A 15,248-nucleotide genomic window follows, 5' to 3' on the forward strand; every position below is an offset into this window, starting at 1 on the left:
CCTCTTCCGGGGGACGTGCTCACCGGAACGGGGGTAAACGGACGACGGGCACCTCGACAGCTGCATCCGAGCATGCCCGCTTCACCGGGAAGCTCCAATGCTCAGCTGGCTACGCGTCCGTTCCGAGCAACGGACGCCCGAGTGGGAGACCCGCCACGCGGTCCGCTCCGGAGTCGAGGGAACGGTCAAGGTGAGGAGACATCAGGTTGGGGAGTGACCCGCTCTGTCATTCACGACCTGGAAGCGGTGGGTCCGGATTGTGGCGCAGCGCGTCCAGCACGGCGCGCACTGCCGCGCGGGGTGGTGAGCCGCGGCGGATGGCCGCCGTGATGGTGCGTGTCACCGGGGTTGCGAGTTCCCTGGTAGCTACGCGGTAACGGCTGTGGTCGACGGCCAGGCCGGGCAGCAGCGCGATCGACAGCCCTGCTTCGACGTGCTGCAGGGTCATCATGTAGTTGCTGAACCGTGACACCACCCGCGGCTCGAACCTCGATTGTCGGCACAGGCGTTGGGCGAGATTCGCCATGTAGGACTGCGGCATGTCGAACGCCCATGGCTCGTCCGCGTAGGCTGCGAGGTCAACGGCGCCGCGCCCGGCCGCGGGATGCTCGGGCGGGACCACCAGCAAGATCGGGTCCTTGGCCAGCGGTACGAGGTCGAGGTCCGGTCCCAACGGCAGCTCGTCAAAGTCCGTGGTCGTGATGACGATGTCCGCGTCGCCGATCCGCAGCGCGGGTACGCTCTCATGCGGCTCCAGCTCCAGCAGCTCGATCTCAAGGTGCGGATGCTCGCGCGCCAGCCGGGTCACCGCCGGCACGGCCATGGAGTGGATCGCGCTCTGGAACGCCCCCAGCCGCACCAGCCCGGCCGGTTCATCGCCGAACCCGCGCAGCTCCGTCTCGACGCTCTCCATGTGATCGAGGATGGTCCGCGCCCGCCGCGCGAGGATCAGCCCGGCCGAGGTCAGCCGCACCCGGCGTCCCGTCCGTTCGAGGAGCTGTGTGCGCGTCTCGGCCTCGAGCACGGCGAGCTGCTGAGACACGCTCGACGGGCTCAGGTTGGCGGCCTGGGCAACCGCCCGGACGGTACCCAGCGTGTCCAGCTGGCTCAGCAGCCGCAGCCTCCAGGGATTCATCACGCCCCCCATTGTTGTGCGGTTTCGCCGAACAGGACGGCCGGAATTGTGAGATAGACGTGTCGGTCACGCGGGCCCTACCGTCGGGGACATGGCTGCTTCGACCACCGCCCCCCTGTCCACCGAAACCTTCTGGGCCGACGCTGAGAGGCACCTCGTCCGCTACGGCGCCCAGTTCACCCACGAGATCATCGACCGCGCCGCCGGAAGTTTCGTGTTCACCGCGGACGGCCGGAGGATCCTCGACTTCACCTCCGGCCAGATGAGCGCGATCCTCGGCCACTCGCACCCGGAGATCGTCGCGACCGTCCAGCGTCAGGTCGCGACCCTCGACCACCTCTACAGCGGCATGCTCAGCCGCCCGGTCGTCGACCTCGCCCGACGCCTTGCCGACACGTTGCCCGCCCCCTTGGAGAAGGCACTGCTCCTGACCACCGGCGCCGAGTCCAACGAGGCCGCGATCCGGATGGCCAAACTCGTCACCGGCAAGCACGAGATCGTCTCGTTCGCGCGATCCTGGCACGGCATGACGCAGGCCGCCGCGTCCGCCACCTACAGCGCGGGCCGCAAGGGCTACGGCCCTGCCGCGCCCGGCAACTTCGCCATCCCCGTGCCGAACGCGTACCGGCCCGACTTCACCACGGCCGACGGCTCCCTGGACTGGCGCCGTCAGCTGGACTTCGCCTTCGATCTGATCGACGCCCAGTCGACCGGCAGTCTGGCCGCGTGCCTCGTCGAGCCGATTCTCAGCTCAGGCGGCATCATCGAGCCGCCGGCGGGTTATTTCGCGGCCCTGCAGGACAAATGCCGGAAACGCGGCATGCTGCTGATCCTCGACGAGGCCCAGACCGGCCTGTGCCGCACCGGGACCTGGTACGCGTTCGAACGCGACGGAGTCGTCCCCGACATCCTCACGCTGTCCAAGACGCTCGGCGCGGGACTGCCCCTCGCGGCCGTGGTCACCAGCGCCGAGATCGAGCAGGAGGCGTACGGGCGCGGGTTCCTGTTCTTCACCACGCACGTCGCCGACCCGCTGGTGGCTGCGGTCGGCAACACCGTCCTCGACGTCCTGAGCGGCGACAAGCTCGACGAGCGGGCGCGGTCGCTCGGCGTGTTCCTGCGCCGGGGCCTGGAGGACATCGCCGGGCGCCATGAGGTCGTCGGTGACATTCGCGGCCGGGGCCTGCTCGCCGGGCTTGAACTTGTCGTCGACCGCGAGACGAAGCGGAGCTCGGACGAGCTGGGCGCGCGGGTCACCCGGCGCTGCCTCGAACTCGGTCTGCACATGAACATCGTCCAGCTTCCCGGCATGGGCGGAGTCTTCCGGATCGCACCGCCGCTGACAGCCACCGAGGACGAGCTGTCGCTCGGCCTGGCAATTCTGGACGAGGCGATCGGCGACGCCTGCGCCGTCCTCTGATCATGCTGGTGGCGCCGGCCGGCTTTGGCCAGGACCGCTTGCGCCACGACGGCATCGACGGCGCCATCAGTGAGGCTCACCGAACGTCACCGCTGCTCGTGATCATCCGGATTCGCTCGGACACCGCTCATGGTCACGCGGAATTGCCCACGAAACCGCGGATCCTGGACATGGGCCGCCGCCCACGAGGGCGCGCAGGCTGCGTCCGTAGGCCCAGGCGTGCTCCCGGGCCACCGTCTCCGGCTGGTCGTGTCCGACCTGAGCCGCCATCCGCCCGTCCCCTTCGCGGTATCTGTACACGGGCGTCGGAAGCAGGATTCCGGGCGCGAGCCGTCCTGCTCGGGGTGTTCGTGCCGCTGGCCGTGCGCCGGTACGCGCACGGCCAGGGGTGAGCGGGCGGGCGGAGCAGCGGGCGCGGGCGATGCGCCCCTGTCACTGCCGGGCGGGGGTGAGGCATCGACAGGGGACGTACCGCGCTCGGGAACACGCCTGACGCTGCTGCGTGCCGTGGGGATGACGGACGGCGAGTGCGCAGCGGGCGCCGGGGGCGGTGCGACCGCCCGAGCGCGGGCCCCTACCTGCCGCCGAACAGCGAACGGCGCAGCCGGCGCAGCGGCGCGAAGAGCGAGACGCGACGCACGCGCGCGTTCCTGCCGCTGCGGTCGTGCGGCCGGCGCGCGGTCAGTTCACGCATCAGCGAGGTCGCCTCGACCGTCTCCCGCTGCGGGACGGCAGGGCCCCCCAGCACCGAGAGGTGGCGGTCGAGGCGCGAACTGGTCGCGCTGCTCCCGCAGGTGATCGCAGGGACCCTGGCCCTGCTGCGGACTGTTATCTGTTCCATGTCACTCCCCACCCGTACGAGTCCACCCGGCCCGGGCAGGTTAACCCTATCGCCCCGGCCGGGCACACGTGTATCGCGGTCACAGGATTCACCTTCCCCATAAGGGTGTTGACGATGTATCTCCGACTACTTTCCGAATCCAAGAGATTTCAGCGTGAGTTGGACGATGGGCTGGGTGGTGGGCCGCGCCGATCCCCCGTCGGGCTCGACGGTCACGGCCAGTGAGGTCGCGGAGCTGCCGAGACCGGTCGCGACCAGCGGAGTGTCGCCTTGGAACAACCCCAGGGAGCGCGGTTGCGCGCCCGGGCGCATGAGCCACAACTGATGCACGCGGCCGCGCGGTGGTGCGCCGTATCCATCGAGGGTGACCACCGCGCTCCCCTCCGTGGCGGAAGCGATCACTCCGATGGTGCGGCCCCGGGCGTCCCGTCCGTTGCTCGCACGGGCGTCCGGAGCCGAGAGAACGTGGGCGATCTCACGTGAGCGATCACGTTCCGCGGCGAGTTCGTCCTCGGTGCGGTTCGCCTGCACCGCGAAGAGCGAGGCGACGACGAGGGCCGCGGCGGCGGTGGCGGTGGCGAAGGGCACGAACAGCGGGATCCGCCGCCGCACCCGTTGCCGCGGCGGCGGCTGGGCGCCCCACACGTGCGGCGGCAGCTGCGTGGACCGCGTGCGGGCCTGGCCGCGCGCCGCCTCCTGCCGCGCCGGGTCCTGCGGGGTCGCACGGACGGCGGCCATGACCCGGTCGCGCAGCGCGGCCGGCGGCTGCGCGGCCGCGGACCAGGCGAGCCGGACGGCGTCCTCGGACAGGGCGCGCACCTCGGCGGCGCAGCGGCCGCAGCCCTTCATGTGCTTCTCGAAACGGACCCGCTCGGCCGGCTCCAGCGCGTCGAGCGCGTAGGGGGCGGCCAGGAAATGCGGGTCCTCGCGGCGCAGGAGGCTCATGCCGCTCCTCCCAGGCACTCGCGCATCCGGGTCAGCCCGTCGCGCATCCGCGTCTTGACGGTGCCCAGCGGCAGGGACAACTGCTCGGCCACCTCACGGTAGGTGTACCCCTCGTAGTAGGCGAGCGTGACCGACTGGCGCTGCAGGACGGTGAGCCGGTCCAGGCAGCGGCGCACCCACTCGCGCTCCAGGCCGGCCTCGACCTCCTCGGTCACGTGGTCGAAGGCGGGCTGGCAGGCCCGCAGCGCCTCGCGCTGCTCGCGCTCCCCGGCCGCGCGTGCGCTGCGCACCCGCTCGACGGCGTGGCGGTGGGCCAGGGTGAGGATCCACGACATCGCGCTGCCCCGTCCCGGGTCGAACTTCGCGGCGGACCGCCACATCTCCAGCAACACCTCCTGAGCCACCTCATCCCATTGGGCGGGGTCGCGCACCACTCGCCGTACGAGCCCGAACACCGGGCCGGACACCAGTCCGTACAAGTCCTCGAACGCCCGGTGGTTCCCCCTCGCCACGAGCAGCAGCAGTTCGTCCGCCTCCACTCGGTCCCCCTCTCCGAGCCCGCATCGGGCCTGTCCCCTCGCACGAGGCATTCGCAACGCACACACCTCCGGACGGTGCTACGGATCAGCGGGCCGAAAACGCGGGTCGCCGGGCGGTGAACCAACTTTCGCGACCCGCCGTGACCAGGGTTGAGATTCGACCAATCCGCTGCGCCGAGCGCTCCGAAGTGTGTGTGTCAGGCAAGTCGGCACGGAGGACGGACGGCATGACACCTCTCTCCAGGACCGGTGCGGGACGCAGGAGCATCGCGACCGCGATCTGTGGTGCGCTGGCCGCCGGCGGTCCGCCGCCACAGCGTGCACACCGCCGACGCCCTCGCCTGGGCGCTGCACGTCAACGGCCGGGACGAGGAAGCCCTGCCCTACGCCCGGCGGGCCACCGCCACCGGCTACCGCAACGCGGCCTTCCTGTACCACCGCGGGATCGTCGCGCGTGCCACCGGCGACGAGCGCGGCGCCCGCGAGCACCTGAAGGCAGCCCTGGACCTGAACCCCGGCTTCTCGCCGCTCGGCGCGCGCGAGGCCCGTACCGCACTCAAGGACATGGAGGCGAACCGGTGACCGCGCGCCGGCTGTTCGCGTCCGGCGCCGCCGTCCCCACGGCCGCCTGCGCGCTCACCCTGCTGCCCGCCACCGCGGCGAGCGCCCACCCGCTGGGCAACCACGACCACCCGCACGACCACAACACCCCCCACTCGCACCCCCACACGCTCGAGCACACCCACGGCGGGGTCACCCACAGCCACCCCGTCGCCCCCACCCTGCGCGGCACGATCCTCATGGGGTTCGCCGACGGCCTCGTGCCCAGCCCGTCCGCCGTCGTCGTGCTGGTCGGCGCGGCGGCCCTCGGACAGGCCTGGTTCGGGCTGCTGCTCGTCGTCGCCTACGGCGTCGGGCTGGCGCTGACGCTCACGGCCGCCGGGTACGCCGTCGTCAGGGCGGGCAGCGGCATGACACGGCTGCTGGACCGACGCCCCCGCTGGAGCTCCGGCCCGGTCGCCGCACTGGTGCGCCGGACCGCCCCGCTCGGATCCGCCTTCGCGGTCGTCGTCCTGGGGGCCTGACTCGTGTTCAAGGGGGCGGCATCCGCACTGGGCTGAGTGACGTTCGTGAGGCGATCCGACGTCGTGGGGAAAACAGACCTCATGGGGTTTCCGCCCGGCTGCGAAGGGGGGCACGGTGTAACGGAGAACCGGGCCGTGAGCGGGTGATCGCGGGCCGCTACCGGCTGCTGGCGCCGCTCGGCGAAGGCGGTACGGGGACGGTGTGGCGCGCCCGCGACGAGGTGCTGCACCGCGAGGTCGCCGTCAAGGAGGTGCGCGCCCCCGCCGGGTTGGCGGGCGACGACGTGCAGCGGATGTACACCCGGCTGGAGCGGGAGGCCTGGGCGGCGGCCCGGGTCGCCAACCGCAACGTGGTGACGGTGTACGACGTGGCGACCGACGAGGACCGGCCGTGGATCGTCATGGAGCTGGTGCGCGGGCTGTCCCTGGCCGAGGTCCTCGACGCCGAGGGCCCGATGCCGCCGCGGCGTGCGGCGCACGTCGGCGTCGAGGTGCTGGCCGCGCTGCGGGCCGCGCACGAGGCCTGGGTGCTGCACCGGGACGCATCGTGCTCCCGACTTCGGCATCGCCATGGTCGAGGGCAGCTCCGCGCTGACCATGACCGGTGAGGTCATCGGCTCGCCCGAGTTCCTCGCCCCGGAACGGGCCCTGGGGCGCAGGCCCGGACCGGAGTCCGACCTGTGGTCGCTCGGGGTGCTGCTGTACGCGGCGGTCGAGGGCTGCTCGCCGTTCCGCCACGACACCCCGCTGAGCACCCTGCGCGCCATCGTCGACGAGGAACTGCCGCCGCCGCGCCGGGCCGGTCCGCTCGCCCCGGTCATCGAGGGGCTGCTGCGCAAGGACCCGGAGCAGCGGCTGCCGGCCGAACGGGCCGAGCGGGAGCTGCGGGTCGTGGCCGCCGGCGGCTCGCCGCGCAGGGACACCGTACGGGCGGTGCCGTTCGCGCCGGCGACGGCGGGCCGCGCGGAGCCCGCGCCGAGGTCCCCAAATGCCCTTCCCGGGGCGGACGGCCGCGTCCGGTGCGACGGCCGGGACCCCGGAGGCTCGCGAGGGCGACCGCCGGACCGGCGGGGTGCTGGTCGCGGGCGTGGTGGTACTGGCGCTCGCGGTGGGCGGGCTGACGTACGCGCTGCTGGACGAGGGGGGCGGCGACGCGGGCGACCGGGGCGCGGGGGCGAGTACGCCGGCCGGGACCGGGGACCCGACGCGGAACACGGGGAGCGGCAGGGCCAGTCCGTCGCCGACGCCGAGCGAGAGCAAGAGCGAGGAGAGCAGCCCGCCGCCGCAGTCGGTGCGGGTGGCGCTGGAGGCTACGCGCACCGACTACTCGGGTCCGTGTCCGCCGCCGGCCCGGGAGGCGCCACGGTTCACGGCGACGATCACGCTGGGACGGCTGCCGGCCGAGGTGCGCCACCGCTGGGTGACCGAGGACGGCTCGGTGCTGGACGGGGGCTGGAAGACGCTGTCGTTCCCGGCAGGGGGCGGCCACTCGAAGCAGGACGCGGTCGGTGTGACGGCCCGTGAGGGCTCCGGGACCGTCGCGAACGAGATCAGCTTCGAGGTGCGGGAGCCGGTGCGCGCCTCGTCGGAGTCGGTGCCGTTCTCGCTGAGCTGTGAGACGGAGACCCCGACGGGCGGGGCCTCCCCTTCTCCTTCGCGCACGGACGGGAACCCCGACTCCGGGTCGGACTCCGGGTCGGGGTCGGGCTGAGCCGTCAGTCGTTGGCGTTGAACACGGGCAGGTAGCCGCCGGACTGGCCGGGGGCCTTCGGGTGGTACGACTCGCCGATGTTGAGCCAGTTGACGCTGTGCAGCCAGGAGGAGCCGGAGCAGATCTCGTGGCCGGTGAAGGCTCCGCGCACGTCACCGAAGGCGAAGCCGTGGTTCGCGGCGCGTTTGCCGATGGTGCTGTTCAGCTGGTCGGAGGCGTCGTTGATGGCCTTGCGCTTGGTCTCGGACAGGCCGAGGCAGGTCGTGCCGAGCTTGTAGAAGCGGGGGTAGCCGAGCACGACGACCCGGGCGTTGGGGGCCTTGGAGCGGATGGCCGAGTAGACGCTGTCGAGCTTGCCGGGGAGCGTGGAGTCGACGTAGGCGCGGGCGGTGTTGACGCGGGACAGGCAGGTGCTGTCGGACTGGGTCACACAGGTCGTCATGACGTCGGCGAACCCGGCGTCGTTGCCTCCGACGCTGATGGAGACGAGGGTGGTGGCGCTGCTCAGCGGGCCGAGCTGTCCGGACAGAACATCACCCGTTCGGGCGCCGGAACAGGCCGTGAAGTCGAACCTCGAGGGTGAGTTGGCGGCGGCCCAGAGGTAGGGGTACGCCTTCGTGCTGCGCTTGCAGTCGCCGCTGGATCCGATGTAGCTGCCCGCGCCGACTCCCGAGGAGTAGGAGTCACCGAGCGCTGCGTACGGGCCGGTTGCGGCGAGGCCGGACGCCTGTGCCGTGGCCGCGCCGGTGAGGGCGGTGCCAACGGCGAGGAGCAGCGAGCTCACCAAGACGACGAGCGGGGAACGTCTCATGGAACCTCCCTTTAGCAGGATCTCTGCGACAACCGTGGTATCAGCTACGCGTGTTGATTGGGAAGTGTTCATGACAGGCCTTTTCGGCCCTCTTCACGGCAAGTGGCGCGTTCACAGCGCCTCGCGGGACCTTTCCGGCCTCATTTGTCGCGCGTTCATGTCAAATTTGTCGACTGTCACTCAGATCTCTTGCTCCACGCCCGTGGAGGGCCGACCCTCCACTCCGGCCGGAAGCGGAACGCGACGCTCGCGGTCCGTGTGCGCGAGCACGCGCACACCCCCGTTATGTTCTTCGCGGTCCTGCAAGAGGGCCGCTGGCCTCCGGGCCCGGCATGGCTGTTGCCCCCTGTCGAACGGATGACCGGGGGGTTGGTGTCACCGGGCCCGGGAGGTGCCGTCGGAGACGCTGATGAGAGGTCCGGCCACCGCCCGGTCCGGCGCAATGCCGGACAGCTCGTGGACCTGCTGTTCCAGCTCGGTGACCCGGCGGGTGAGCGTTTCGACGTCTGCCGGGGCGCCGAGGCCAGAGGCTTCCCAGGCCGCCTGTGGTAGACCTGCGAGCTGGACGGGTTGGCATGGCCGAGCAGGTCGGCGATCTCGTCCAGGACGGCGCCGGCATCGGCGGCATTGCTGGTGAATGCGTGTCGCAGGGCGTGGGGGTGGACGCCCTCGGGCAGCCACGCGCGACGCGACAACCGGCCGAACAGGCGTACCCCGGCGAGCACGGTGTTGATCCGGCGCGGCCCGCGGACCGGCTCGCTGCCGGGCCCGGCCACCACCTCGCTGTCGTCCCCGGGCGAGCGCCGCAGCCAGAACATGAAGCTGCCCAGGCGGCCCGCGGCCGTCGTCCAGTCCCGTCCGGTGCACCGGCACCAGGTCAGGTAGAGCGCGACCGCCCCGGCGTACGTCCGCGTCGTCGACTCCGCCTGATCGCGGCCGAACCGCACGTGCCGCAAGAACTCATCCGCCGCCGGTACGGGCTCCAGGCAGTCCTCGTCCAGCACGGTCCAGTACCGCTGACCCGACGGCATGACCACACGAAAGGGCCGGAGACTTCCGGAGAGCTCATGAGTCACGTGCCTTCAACGACAACAACGACGTGCACGACGCGGCGACGTGAAGCGTCGTACACGGCGTCCCGCCTACAGGTGATGCGACAGTGCTCGGCGCTGTCACGAACCAGAGAGAACGCGTGCGCGCGGCGGTCTCGTGCCGGATCATGGCGGCATGTCTGGAAACCCGCACGAGGCGCTGCCGATCCGGCTCAACGTCGACGACTCCGACTCCCCGTCAGACGTCGTCGACGCGCTGTTCCTCGGCCGTTTCGCGACGGGCGAGCAGCCGTGCTCCCACGCGGCGAACATCGACCGCGTCCGCTCCGGGGCGACGCTGATGCCGCCGGGCGCGCGGGTGCTGCGCGTCGCCCGCGACGACGACCGCAGCGCGACGCTCGCCGAGGGCGACGGCTGGACGGTGCTGATCTCCCGCTGGAACCGGGGCGCCGACGTCACGGTCACGGCGACCAGCGCCGAGCTGGCGCGGAAGGTCCTCGACCAGGCCACGGACGGCGCGGCGGACGAACCCGAACCGCAGCCGGAGAACGTCACGATGGGCTTCTGGTACGTCTCCCCCCGTCGCGGCCCGCACCGCACGACCCGCCAGATCGCGGCGGGCACGTGGGAGGAGGTCCGGCCCAACTACACCGCGCCCGTGGCGGACGCCATGGACCGGCTGATGAAGACGACCCCGGAGGACATCGCGGGCCGTCTCCTGCTGCTGCACGGCCCGCCCGGCACGGGAAAGACGTCGGCGCTGCGCACCCTGGCCCGGTCCTGGCGCGACTGGTGCCAGGTGGACTGCGTGCTGGACCCGGAGCGCCTCTTCGGCGACGTCGGCTACCTGATGGACATCGCGATCGGCGAGGAGGACGCCGCGGGCAAGGGCCGCTGGCGGCTGCTGCTCCTGGAGGACTGCGACGAGCTGATCCGCGGCGAGGCCAAGCACACGGCGGGCCAGGCGCTGTCGCGGCTGCTGAACCTGACGGACGGACTGCTCGGCCAGGGCCGGAACGTGCTGGTCGGCGTCACCACCAACGAGGACCTGGAGCGCCTGCACCCCGCCGTCGTCCGCCCCGGCCGCTGCCTGGCCCGTATCGAGGTGGGGCCGCTGACCCGCGCGGAGGCGGTGGGCTGGCTGGGCCGCGAGGACGGCGTCGGCCGCGAGGGCGCGACCCTGGCGGAGCTGTACGCGCTGCGGCGGGGCACGTCCCCGACGGCGCTGCCGGAGCCGCGCGGCGGGGTCGACGCGGGGCTGTACCTGTAGAGACCGGCGGGAGATCGGTGGGAGCTCCCGGCCCGGCGGTGTTTTGATGGGTCTATGGCCCTGTTCGTCGGCACGTCCGGATGGCAGTACAAGGACTGGCGTGACGTCCTGTATCCGTCGGGGCTGCCGGTGCGGCTCTGGCTGGAGGAGTACGCCCGGCACTTCGCGACCGTCGAGATCAACAACGCCTTCTACCGGCTGCCGGCCCGGGAGACCTTCGAGGGCTGGCGCGGACGCGTGCCCGAGGGCTTCGTCGTCGCGGTCAAGGCGAGCCGGTACCTGACCCACATCAAGCGGCTCAAGGACCCCCAGGAGCCGGTGCACCGGCTGATGAGCCACGCCGCGGGCCTCGGCGACCGCCTCGGCCCGGTCCTCCTCCAGCTCCCGCCCACACTGCGCGCCGACGCCGCCCTGCTGGACGCCTGCCTGACCTGCTTCCCGGCCTCGGTCAGGGTCGCCGTCGAGCCCCGCCACACCTCCTGGTGGACGCCGGAGGTCCGCGGCGTCCTGGAGGCGCGGCGCGCCGCCCTGTGCTGGGCCGACGTCCTGGGCCGCCCGGCGACACCGCTGTGGCGCACCGCCGACTGGGGCTACGTCCGCTTCCACCAGGGCCGCGCGCAGCCGTGGCCCCGCTACGGCCGCCGCTCCCTGACCACCTGGCTCGACCGCATCGCCACGACCTGGCCGCAGGGGGAGGACGTGTACGCGTACTTCAACAACGACGCCGGGGGCGCGGCGGTGGAGGACGCGCGGGTGTTCGCACGGGTGGGGCGGACGGCCGGCCTGGACATCACCCGCACACCGGAGCACCTGGTCCGGGACATGGCGGCCCGTCCCGGCGCCTACTCCCCGTAGGCCGCCCGCAGGGCGTCCCGGACCGCCGCCAGCGCGTCCGCCTCGGTGAGCCCGAGCCGCCGCGCCCGCTCCGCGTAGGCCGCTGCCGCGGACGCCGCCTCCCGTTCCGCCGCCGAGCCCGCGGCGGCCACGAAGGTGCCGTTGCGTCCGCGCGTCTCGATCACGCCGTCGGCCTCCAGTGCCCGGTACGCCTTCGCCACCGTGTTCGCCGCGAGCCCCAGCGACTCGGCCAGTCCCCGCACGGTCGGCAGCCGATAGCCCACCGGCAGCTCCCCCGACCGCGCCTGCTCGGAGATCCGCGCCCGCACCTGCTCGTACGGCGGAGCACTGTCGTCGATGTCGATCTTCAAGGTCACCGCCCGATTGTCGCGCACCGGACGGAAAAGGGGAGGCACCCGGAGCGCGCCCCGCGTAACCTGCGCCCCCATGACCGTGATCGTGCGCGACCTGCGCCCCGGCGTCCGGGCCGACGCCGAGGGGTTGTCCCGGACCCGCCGCCTGGCCCTGCCCTCCCTGCTGTCCACTCCCGAGTCCGTGGTGCACACCCTGACCCACGCCCACCCGGAGGCCCGCTTCTCCCAGCTGGTGGCCGAGGAGGACGGCGAGATCATCGGCACGGCCCAGGTGAGTGTCGCCCACGACAGCCCGGAGCCCGGCCAGGGCTCGGCCAACGTCTACGTACGCCCAGGCCGCAGGAACCGCGGCGCCGGTTCGCTGCTGCTGCGCACCGCGGAGGAGCGCCTGGCCGTCCTGGGCGTCACCCGGCTGTTCTCCTGGGTGCTGGACGAGCCGGAGAACCGCTCCTTCGCCGAGCGGAGGGGCTTCACGCCCGGCCGTTCCGCGTACTTCCTGCGCCTGGACCTCGCGGCAGGCCCACTGCCGCCCCGCCAGGACCCGCCGCCGGGTGTCGAGCTCCGCACGGCGGCCGACTTCGCGGACGACCCGCGTCCGCTGTTCGAACTGGACGCGGCGACGACGTCGGACGAACCGGGCGACATCGACGTCGAGTTCACGGACTACGGGGCCTGGGTGGAGGAGAGCTGGAAGCACCCACTGCTCAACCGGGAGCTGACCACGGTCGCCGTCGTCGACGGCCGTCCCGCCGCCTTCACCGTGGCCCACACCGACGACGACCGCCGCTACGGCACCGCCATGACCGGCACGGCCCGCGCGTTCCGCGGCCGGGGTCTGGCGAAGCTGGCCAAGAACGCCTCCCTGCACCGCGCCCGCGCGGCGGGGTACACGGAGGCGTTCACCGGCAACGACACGGGCAACGAACCGATGATCGCCGTCAACAGGTGGTTCGGCTACGAGATCTGCGCGACGGAGGTGCGCCATGTCCGCGAACTCGGCTGACGGACCGGAGCGGCTGGACGTCGTCCTCGTCAAGGCGGGCCGTACGAAGATCCGTTACCCCGCGGAGCTCCTGGCGGACGACGGCACGCGCATCGCGGTCCGGGCCCCCTGGGCCGGCTCGGGGGTGCGGGACTTCGGCTTCGTGCGCTTCGAGGCCGGGGACGTGTTCACCGAGTACTACTGGCGCGACCGCTGGTACGCGGTCAAGGAGGTCCGCTCCGCCGCGGGCGCGCTCAAGGGCTGGTACTGCGACGTCACGCGCCCGGCGGTCCGCTCGGGTTCCGACCTGACCGTCGAGGACCTCGACCTGGACCTGTGGGTCTCCGGGGACGGCTCGGACGTGCGGCGCCTGGACGAGGACGAGTTCGCGGCCAGTGGCCTCGCGGACACCGACCCGGAGGCGGCGTCGGCCGCGCTGTCGGCCCTCGACGACCTGGAGACCCTCGCCCGCGGGGGCGCCCTGCCCTCACTCCTGACCTGATGCTCCCCGGGTCGCGACCACCGCGTACCGCTCGTCCGTCACCTCCCTGCCCCACAGCAGCGGATCGCCGGAGAGCCGCTCCACACGCGACGGCCCGGCGATCGGGACGCGCAGGGCGGTCACCCGCGCCGCCGGTATCCCGACCGGCTCGGGCCCGCCCCACATCCCCTCGACGAGCACGAGCCGTCCTGAGGGCCGCAGCAGCCCGTACCAGTGGCGCAGGGCGCGGCCGGGGTCGGGCAGGGCCCACAGCACGTGCCGGACGAGCACGGCGTCGAAGCGCTGCTCGCCGACGGGGGGTGCCGCGGCGTCACCGAGGAGGAACACGGCGTCACGCCCGGCCAGCTTCTCCCGGGCGCGCGTCACCATCGCGGGCGAGAGGTCCACGCCGGTCACCCGGTGCCCCTGCTCGGACGCGAGGAGCGACAGGCTGCCGGTGCCGCAGCCGGGGTCCAGGACGTCGCCCGGACGCCCGGGCAGCCAGTCGCGCAGCCGGCCGGACCAGGCCCGCCGCACCGCGGGGTCGCGCAGACCGTGGTCCGGTTCCTCGTCGAAGGAGGCCGCCAGGGCGTCCCAGTCCACGTCCGGGCGGGCCGGGGCGGCGCCGTCGCTGTGATCCGTCACGGGCCCAGCGTGACACCCGCCACTGACAGTCGAAGGTGACCGCCGCCACAGACAAACCAGGAGCGATGAGGAACTCTCCCCCGAAAGGTCTACCTCCGCGAGAACGCGGAACCCGGTGGACCCTGAAGGAGGCAGCGATGCGCCGTACGACCGTGCAGAAGCCCCTCAAGAAGCCTGGCCTCCGCCGGATCCGCGAGGAGGCCGACGAGCGCCCCGGCAGGCGCCCGGAGGTCCGCAAGGACATCGCCCGCATCTGGTGGCCCGAGGTCTGAGCGGCTGGATCCCTCCGGCTCTCCCCCCCATCAGCGCGTGCGTGATCCCGGCCTCGGCCGGCCCCGGGGCGCGCCGGCCGAGGTCGCGCAGGTCCTCGGGTCGACCCCGGTCGATGCGCGGGAGTGGTGGCGGATGACCAGGGACAGCGGGGCTGCGACCGCGCGGTCGGCACCCGGTCAGAGCCAGACCGGGTCGTGGCTGCCGAAGGTGTCGCGGGCCACGCCTCCGAGGAAGGAGGCCGACACGGCACCATCTGGTGTGCCGCGTCGGTCCAGCCGCAGACGATGGCGCTGCCGTCTCCGTGGAAGGTCCGGCACAGGGCGGTGACCGGTGGCAGGGTCGCCAGGTCGAGCAGGCCGAAGGCGACCACGAGGGCCGGCACGGGCGCGCTGACGGTGGCGGTCATCATCAGTGGCAGGCTCACCATCAGCACGCCCCGCAGGATAGGCAGCCGGCCAGGAGCCGCCGGGCGTCCATGCGGCCGGTGAGCCGTCCGGAGGCGATCGTGCCCACCACGTTGAAGACGCCGATGAACGCCGGCAAGGCCGAGGCCGTGGTGACCGGCATGCCGGGGTCATTGGGCGGCCGGGGTGAAGTGGGTCCACATGACGCCGTTGGTGGATGCGCCGCAGATGGCGAACGCACCGGCGAACGGCCAGAACGGACGGCCAACCGCGACCACATGATCCGCATCGGCAAGGACGACACCGTCCTGCTGGCCAGCTCCCTGATTCCCGGCAACGAGAACGCCGTCTACCGGGTGATCAACGGGCTCACCCGGTGGGGCGCCCACGTGGTCCACAAGGGCAACTCCAAGGTGCGCGTCTCCGGGCACGCCAGCGCCGGAAGG

At 72.5% G+C, this 15,248-nt stretch carries 16 protein-coding genes and 4 pseudogenes; 11 read left to right on the forward strand and 9 right to left on the reverse strand.

Annotated features, from left to right (window positions below; all coding sequences use genetic code 11):
• Positions 1-226: 226 nt before the first annotated feature.
• Positions 227-1,135 carry a LysR substrate-binding domain-containing protein gene (locus ACFW6P_RS05010; protein ID WP_386350764.1) on the reverse strand — a complete coding sequence of 303 codons (909 nt, stop codon included), beginning with the start codon at positions 1,133-1,135 and terminating at the stop codon, positions 227-229.
• A gap of 91 nt (positions 1,136-1,226) precedes the next feature.
• Between ACFW6P_RS05010 and ACFW6P_RS05015 the strand changes: the two genes are divergently transcribed.
• On the forward strand, positions 1,227-2,555 hold the full coding sequence (locus ACFW6P_RS05015) for an aspartate aminotransferase family protein (protein WP_386350539.1): 1,329 nt from the start codon (positions 1,227-1,229) through the stop codon (positions 2,553-2,555).
• 574 nt (positions 2,556-3,129) lie between these two features.
• Here the strand turns inward: ACFW6P_RS05015 and ACFW6P_RS05020 are convergent.
• From ACFW6P_RS05020 to ACFW6P_RS05030, 3 genes are all read right to left on the reverse strand, one after another.
• Entirely contained in the window at positions 3,130-3,396 is a 267-nt protein-coding gene (locus ACFW6P_RS05020; protein WP_386350537.1) for a hypothetical protein, read from the reverse strand.
• A gap of 126 nt (positions 3,397-3,522) precedes the next feature.
• Positions 3,523-4,341 (reverse strand): anti-sigma factor domain-containing protein, encoded by an 819-nt coding sequence (locus ACFW6P_RS05025; RefSeq protein WP_386350534.1) that lies wholly within the window; start codon positions 4,339-4,341, stop codon positions 3,523-3,525.
• Positions 4,338-4,880 (reverse strand): sigma-70 family RNA polymerase sigma factor, encoded by a 543-nt coding sequence (locus ACFW6P_RS05030; protein ID WP_386350531.1) that lies wholly within the window; start codon positions 4,878-4,880, stop codon positions 4,338-4,340. Before ACFW6P_RS05030 ends, ACFW6P_RS05025 begins: the two co-directional genes overlap by 4 nt.
• Before the next feature lie 306 nt (positions 4,881-5,186).
• Between ACFW6P_RS05030 and ACFW6P_RS05035 the strand changes: the two are divergent.
• The 3 pseudogenes from ACFW6P_RS05035 to ACFW6P_RS05045 form a co-directional block, all read left to right on the forward strand.
• A pseudogene (locus ACFW6P_RS05035) lies at positions 5,187-5,462 on the forward strand (tetratricopeptide repeat protein); the annotation flags it as partial.
• Positions 5,463-5,560: 98 nt separating this feature from the next.
• A pseudogene (locus tag ACFW6P_RS05040) lies at positions 5,561-5,965 on the forward strand (sulfite exporter TauE/SafE family protein); the annotation flags it as partial.
• Positions 5,966-6,108: 143 nt separating this feature from the next.
• Positions 6,109-7,676, forward strand: a pseudogene (locus ACFW6P_RS05045) (serine/threonine-protein kinase).
• A 4-nt stretch (positions 7,677-7,680) separates the two neighbouring features.
• On the opposite strand, the gene ACFW6P_RS05050 reads toward ACFW6P_RS05045, so the two are convergent.
• Entirely contained in the window at positions 7,681-8,487 is an 807-nt protein-coding gene (locus tag ACFW6P_RS05050) for an SGNH/GDSL hydrolase family protein (RefSeq protein ID WP_386422952.1), read from the reverse strand.
• A 176-nt stretch (positions 8,488-8,663) separates the two neighbouring features.
• Positions 8,664-9,266: a tyrosine-type recombinase/integrase gene (locus tag ACFW6P_RS05055; protein WP_386422980.1), complete on the reverse strand. Its 603-nt coding sequence runs from the start codon at positions 9,264-9,266 to the stop codon at positions 8,664-8,666.
• Between ACFW6P_RS05055 and ACFW6P_RS05060 the strand changes: the two genes are divergently transcribed.
• From ACFW6P_RS05060 to ACFW6P_RS05070, 3 genes are all read left to right on the forward strand, one after another.
• Entirely contained in the window at positions 9,214-9,372 is a 159-nt protein-coding gene (locus ACFW6P_RS05060; protein WP_386422984.1) for a hypothetical protein, read from the forward strand. The genes ACFW6P_RS05055 and ACFW6P_RS05060 overlap by 53 nt on opposite strands.
• 342 nt (positions 9,373-9,714) lie before the next feature.
• Positions 9,715-10,809 (forward strand): DUF5925 domain-containing protein, encoded by a 1,095-nt coding sequence (locus ACFW6P_RS05065; RefSeq protein WP_386350525.1) that lies wholly within the window; start codon positions 9,715-9,717, stop codon positions 10,807-10,809.
• Positions 10,810-10,863: 54 nt separating this feature from the next.
• Complete coding sequence (locus ACFW6P_RS05070; protein ID WP_386422953.1) at positions 10,864-11,664, forward strand: DUF72 domain-containing protein; 801 nt, start codon at positions 10,864-10,866, stop codon at positions 11,662-11,664.
• Here ACFW6P_RS05070 and ACFW6P_RS05075 read toward each other — a convergent pair.
• Complete coding sequence (locus ACFW6P_RS05075) at positions 11,652-12,020, reverse strand: GntR family transcriptional regulator (RefSeq protein ID WP_386350519.1); 369 nt, start codon at positions 12,018-12,020, stop codon at positions 11,652-11,654. The genes ACFW6P_RS05070 and ACFW6P_RS05075 overlap by 13 nt on opposite strands.
• 70 nt (positions 12,021-12,090) lie before the next feature.
• On the opposite strand from ACFW6P_RS05075, the gene ACFW6P_RS05080 reads away from it, so the two are divergent.
• Positions 12,091-13,020, forward strand: a complete 930-nt coding sequence (locus ACFW6P_RS05080; protein WP_386350516.1) for a GNAT family N-acetyltransferase — start codon at positions 12,091-12,093, stop codon at positions 13,018-13,020.
• Positions 13,001-13,501 carry a DUF402 domain-containing protein gene (locus ACFW6P_RS05085; protein ID WP_386350514.1) on the forward strand — a complete coding sequence of 167 codons (501 nt, stop codon included), beginning with the start codon at positions 13,001-13,003 and terminating at the stop codon, positions 13,499-13,501. The genes ACFW6P_RS05080 and ACFW6P_RS05085 overlap by 20 nt, the downstream gene beginning before the upstream one ends.
• Here the strand turns inward: ACFW6P_RS05085 and ACFW6P_RS05090 are convergent.
• Positions 13,487-14,125, reverse strand: coding sequence for a class I SAM-dependent methyltransferase (locus ACFW6P_RS05090; RefSeq protein ID WP_386350511.1), 639 nt, complete (start codon positions 14,123-14,125; stop codon positions 13,487-13,489). The two genes, ACFW6P_RS05085 and ACFW6P_RS05090, sit on opposite strands and share 15 nt — an antisense overlap.
• A gap of 137 nt (positions 14,126-14,262) precedes the next feature.
• On the opposite strand from ACFW6P_RS05090, the gene ACFW6P_RS05095 reads away from it, so the two are divergent.
• The gene (locus ACFW6P_RS05095; protein ID WP_386350508.1) at positions 14,263-14,397 is read left to right on the forward strand and encodes a hypothetical protein; all 135 of its coding nucleotides are present in this window, start codon (positions 14,263-14,265) and stop codon (positions 14,395-14,397) included.
• A gap of 427 nt (positions 14,398-14,824) precedes the next feature.
• On the opposite strand, the gene ACFW6P_RS05100 is transcribed toward ACFW6P_RS05095, so the two are convergent.
• Positions 14,825-14,965, reverse strand: coding sequence for a hypothetical protein (locus ACFW6P_RS05100; RefSeq protein WP_386350779.1), 141 nt, complete (start codon positions 14,963-14,965; stop codon positions 14,825-14,827).
• Positions 14,966-15,059: 94 nt separating this feature from the next.
• Between ACFW6P_RS05100 and ACFW6P_RS05105 the strand changes: the two are divergent.
• Positions 15,060-15,245 (forward strand): annotated as a pseudogene (locus ACFW6P_RS05105) (RNase J family beta-CASP ribonuclease); the annotation flags it as partial.
• Positions 15,246-15,248: the final 3 nt, after the last annotated feature.

Origin of the sequence: Streptomyces sp. NPDC058741 (assembly GCF_042746715.1) — a bacterium.
Lineage (GTDB): Bacteria > Actinomycetota > Actinomycetes > Streptomycetales > Streptomycetaceae > Streptomyces.

Excerpts from the sequence above, each read along its gene's own strand:
- ACFW6P_RS05010 (WP_386350764.1), bottom strand. The coding sequence starts at position 1,135 with ATGAATCCCTGGAGGCTGCGGCTGCTGAGCCAGCTGGACACGCTGGGT.
- ACFW6P_RS05015 (WP_386350539.1), top strand. The coding sequence starts at position 1,227 with ATGGCTGCTTCGACCACCGCCCCCCTGTCCACCGAAACCTTCTGGGCC.
- ACFW6P_RS05020 (WP_386350537.1), bottom strand. The coding sequence starts at position 3,396 with ATGGAACAGATAACAGTCCGCAGCAGGGCCAGGGTCCCTGCGATCACC.
- ACFW6P_RS05025 (WP_386350534.1), bottom strand. The coding sequence starts at position 4,341 with ATGAGCCTCCTGCGCCGCGAGGACCCGCATTTCCTGGCCGCCCCCTAC.
- ACFW6P_RS05050 (WP_386422952.1), bottom strand. The coding sequence starts at position 8,487 with ATGAGACGTTCCCCGCTCGTCGTCTTGGTGAGCTCGCTGCTCCTCGCC.
- ACFW6P_RS05065 (WP_386350525.1), top strand. The coding sequence starts at position 9,715 with ATGTCTGGAAACCCGCACGAGGCGCTGCCGATCCGGCTCAACGTCGAC.
- ACFW6P_RS05070 (WP_386422953.1), top strand. The coding sequence starts at position 10,864 with ATGGCCCTGTTCGTCGGCACGTCCGGATGGCAGTACAAGGACTGGCGT.
- ACFW6P_RS05080 (WP_386350516.1), top strand. The coding sequence starts at position 12,091 with ATGACCGTGATCGTGCGCGACCTGCGCCCCGGCGTCCGGGCCGACGCC.
- ACFW6P_RS05085 (WP_386350514.1), top strand. The coding sequence starts at position 13,001 with ATGTCCGCGAACTCGGCTGACGGACCGGAGCGGCTGGACGTCGTCCTC.
- ACFW6P_RS05095 (WP_386350508.1), top strand. The coding sequence starts at position 14,263 with ATGCGCCGTACGACCGTGCAGAAGCCCCTCAAGAAGCCTGGCCTCCGC.
- ACFW6P_RS05100 (WP_386350779.1), bottom strand. The coding sequence starts at position 14,965 with ATGCCGGTCACCACGGCCTCGGCCTTGCCGGCGTTCATCGGCGTCTTC.